The organism is Cytophagia bacterium CHB2 (assembly GCA_030263535.1).
Classification (GTDB): Bacteria; Zhuqueibacterota; Zhuqueibacteria; order Zhuqueibacterales; family Zhuqueibacteraceae; genus Coneutiohabitans.
In genome coordinates this window covers 1-3,504 of the sequence record SZPB01000508.1, presented here as the reverse complement: position 1 = coordinate 3,504, position 3,504 = coordinate 1, and the positions used below count along the sequence as shown (strand labels likewise).

The 3,504-nt window shown below is 48.3% G+C and carries 5 protein-coding genes; all 5 read left to right on the top strand.

From position 1 onward, the window contains the following. Positions 1 to 1,028 precede the first annotated feature (1,028 nt). Positions 1,029 to 1,643 carry a hypothetical protein gene (locus tag FBQ85_28090; protein MDL1878994.1) on the top strand — a complete coding sequence of 205 codons (615 nt, stop codon included), beginning with the start codon at positions 1,029 to 1,031 and terminating at the stop codon, positions 1,641 to 1,643. Positions 1,644 to 1,707: 64 nt separating this feature from the next. After that, positions 1,708 to 1,917, top strand: coding sequence for a hypothetical protein (locus tag FBQ85_28085; protein MDL1878993.1), 210 nt, complete (start codon positions 1,708 to 1,710; stop codon positions 1,915 to 1,917). After that, positions 1,914 to 2,180, top strand: coding sequence for a type II toxin-antitoxin system RelE/ParE family toxin (locus FBQ85_28080; GenBank protein ID MDL1878992.1), 267 nt, complete (start codon positions 1,914 to 1,916; stop codon positions 2,178 to 2,180). The genes FBQ85_28085 and FBQ85_28080 overlap by 4 nt, the downstream gene beginning before the upstream one ends. A 166-nt stretch (positions 2,181 to 2,346) precedes the next feature. Further along, positions 2,347 to 2,766, top strand: a complete 420-nt coding sequence (locus FBQ85_28075) for a DUF1801 domain-containing protein (protein ID MDL1878991.1) — start codon at positions 2,347 to 2,349, stop codon at positions 2,764 to 2,766. A gap of 382 nt (positions 2,767 to 3,148) precedes the next feature. Continuing rightward, positions 3,149 to 3,504, top strand: a 356-nt coding sequence (locus FBQ85_28070; GenBank protein MDL1878990.1) for a hypothetical protein, incomplete at its 3' end; no start/stop codon positions are given.

The following is a 3,504-nucleotide window of genomic DNA, read 5'->3' as shown; positions in this document are numbered from 1 at the left end:
ACACCAGCGAGGCCGGGCAGGAATCATCCTTCTACTTCGAGTTCACCGACGAACCCGCGATTAGCACGCTGATGGCGCTGGTGTTGCGCTTCGTGCTGGTCAACACCCTGGAATCCGCGCGACTTGCTACCGGCGAAAACAGCCTGCAAGTTGACGGCGAGATTCGCTTGCACGAAGGCGCGAAAATCAAATTGGAGAATTTTTATCCCGGCATGCTGCCGCTGAGCGGCCAGGGCTTTCTCAACGGCATTCTGCAATCCACCGGCGAGATCGCGGGTGCGCTGGGCGCGGTGATGGCGAACGATCTCAAACCGGTCAAAATCAGCGGCGTGGATTTGCGCTTCACCTCGCTGCCGGGCTGGCGCTATGCCACCATCGAGCAGGTGTGGCTCGATCGCAGCGTCGCCGAGGCGGGCGACACGGTAACCGTGTTCAGCCGCGTCAAAGCTTATCGCGGCCCGGAAACCGTAGTGCAGAAAAAGCTGGTGATTCCGGCGGGCATTGACGGCAGTTTTCTCACCGTGACCGCCGCCGGCGCGCGCGAGTTGACGCGGCTGGAGCAGCAATTTTTCCCCGGACGATTTTCCCCGCGCAGTTTCGAGCAACTGGCGGCGCTGCTCAACCAGCGCCGGCGCAACGACGCGCTATATGTGCAATTGAGCATGCCCGACCGTGGCCTGATCGTGGAAGGCGACGAATTGACTTCCTTGCCGCCCACGGCTTATGCGATCTTGCAATCGCAAAATCTGAAAGGCAACACCTCCTTCGCGCGCCAGCGCGTGCTGGAAGAAGCCTCGCAGCGGGTGGCGTTCTCGAGTGCTTCGTCCAAAAAGAATGCGGATGACAAGCCATATGCGATCTCGGGCATGAAGACGATTCGGGTGCGGGTGAAGTAGGTGAATCTGTCGGTTAAGCTTATGTCATAGAAAGTAGAATGCAGCAAAGGGAGCTTATTGGAGTAGCTATGCTTTTTAAGCACGAATTTGCTTTTTCTATTCATTCAGGATGAATCGTTTGGAGTGTAAATTATGTGGCATGTTCTTATTGGGTTCTTGAGATTAGAACTCCTTGATCTAAAAGAGTATCATAGATTGGTAGAAGGCTTTTTGAAAGAACGATACGATGTATTGTCAAAGGATAGTAGCAGATTCAAAAATGAATCCCCCGAGATTTATGATGAGTATTCCACGGAGTTGGGGTTAATTGTACACGAGTTTCCTGGAATCCTGAGGGAATCAATTTTTATCAAAGGCTACTCGATTTTTGAATACTCATTGGACAAAGCTTGTAGTTACATCGCTAGTAAAAACAATCTAAATCTTGCATTAGCTGACTTGAAAGACAAAGGTATCTTTCGATCCCAAAAGTATCTAAAGAAAGTTGCAGAGATCAGATTCCCAGATCATACGGAAGAGTGGAGACGAATAGTTATATATAATGAAATCAGAAATGCTCTTGTTCACAATGCAGGAAAAATCAGAGGACAATGTGAAAAAGATAAGGCGCAAAAGATTGAGCGATTGCGAGCAATACAATCCATCAAAATCAGCCAAGATGCCATTAAATTAATGGAGAGCTTTATTCCTGAAGTTGTTAACGACTTCGATTCCGTTCTGAATTATGTAGAAAACAATATTCGCTAGTATTTAAGTCAAACTCAGGTGTTGATCATACTCTAGGTTGCCAACCCATCTTTGGGAAATTGAAATGGAACAGATCGTTTTTGATGAAAGCCGGCTGAAGGATGTATTGAAGACGGCTTTAATTGAAGTGCTGGAGGAGAGAAGAGCTTTGTTCTCGGAGCTTTTTACCGAGGCATTAGAGGATATTGCGCTTATTCATGCTAGTAAAGAAGGTGAGACAACAAAAGCGACGAGCAAAGAAGAAATCTATAGAATAATCGAGGCGAAGGCGTGACGCTGGAATTCAGAAAGAGTTTTGCTCGGGATCTCAAGAAGATCAAAGAGAAACAAGTGCTCCAGCAAATAAAGGAGATTATCGAAGAAGTTGAACAGGCGGCGAATATCGGGGCAATCAATAATCTCAAACAGCTTAAAGGGGGAGAAAGCTACTATCGTATCAGGATTGGAGATTATCGGATCGGGCTGAAACTGGAAAACGAGCGCGTTGTGTTCGTTCGGTTTCTGCATCGAAAGGAAATCTACAGATACTTTCCGTAAGCTGGTTAATCCTTTCGATCACTTAAAAGTGCCATAACTTGATAATGACAAGCATTGCGCTCACGATATACGAATTCGAGCAGTAATGTGCTAGTGATGATCGGTTCAGTCAAAATAAATTTTCTACTGAGCGAAATCTGCCTCATTCCACCGAAGGAACCCTCCCATGGCCGAACTCAAAACCAAAGTCAACGAGCAAAGCGTCACGAAATTCCTCAACAGCATCACCGACAAACAGCGCCGGCAGGAATGTTTCACGGTGCTGGAGGTGATGAAAAAAGCCACGAAAACCGAGCCAAAAATGTGGGGCAGCAGCATTGTGGGTTTTGGCAAATATCACTACGTTTATGCCAGCGGGCGCGAAGGCGATTGGTTTCTCACCGGGTTTTCGCCGCGCAAGCAGAATCTGACGCTTTACATTATGGGCGGATTGTCGGCGCACGAGGCGCTGCTGCAAAAGCTTGGAAAACACAAAACCGGCAAAGGCTGCTTGTACGTTAACAAATTGGAAGACCTCGACCTGCCGACGTTGCGCAAGCTGATCGCGGAAGGCGTCAAGCGTGCGCGCAAGCTCGACCGGTCATAGATAGTTGCTGCCCGATCCCGAGCTTAGTGCCTTTGTGGTGAAATCGCTACCCCAAAAAGCAAAGAATTCGACCACGGATTACACGGATTTCACAGATTATTGAAAAGAAATCAATCCGTGCCAATCCGTGAAATCCGTGGTTCGTTGATTTTCTTTTTGGTTCCGGCTCGTCGGTAAAATTCAAAAGTGATGCACCAATTCTTGCTTACATTGTGAAGTAACAAGCACAGCACCGAGTACTTCACAAGATTCCTACGGAATGACAAATCAAAATACTCATACAAATTGAAGTACCATTGCACTCGAATGGAACACTTTACGTAACCCGCAACACAAAAATTCAAAACTCCGCAATCCACAATCCGAATTGGAAGGGGTAGCCGTGCCAGCCAACAACTCCATTACACCAGTTGACGAAAAGCGCCGCGACCTGGCGCGACTCGTGCGCGCGTGGAGCGTAACGGATTTTCGCCGGCAATTTGAAGATGCCGGAATTTATCACGCTTACGTTTTATTTGAAAACGGCGAGTTTCTTCTCTCCCATCCCAAAATCCTTGCGCCGCTGCAAGCGTTTTTCGAGCTGTCACAGGATTTTAGCCAGCACGAAGGTGTGTTCATTGGCAGGGAAGAGGGCATTGCAACACTGTTTTTTGCATTCGTGCACGATACACGGCGCGGCCTGGCGCAAGGCGGCTTGCGTTTTTGGCGCTATGAGAGTCTGGCCGACGTGCTGGTGGA

What these genes read in the sequence shown, in the direction of transcription:
- FBQ85_28090 (MDL1878994.1), top strand. Translation starts at nt 1,029, where the DNA reads ATGTGGCATGTTCTTATTGGGTTCTTGAGATTAGAACTCCTTGATCTA.
- FBQ85_28085 (MDL1878993.1), top strand. Translation starts at nt 1,708, where the DNA reads ATGGAACAGATCGTTTTTGATGAAAGCCGGCTGAAGGATGTATTGAAG.
- FBQ85_28075 (MDL1878991.1), top strand. Translation starts at nt 2,347, where the DNA reads ATGGCCGAACTCAAAACCAAAGTCAACGAGCAAAGCGTCACGAAATTC.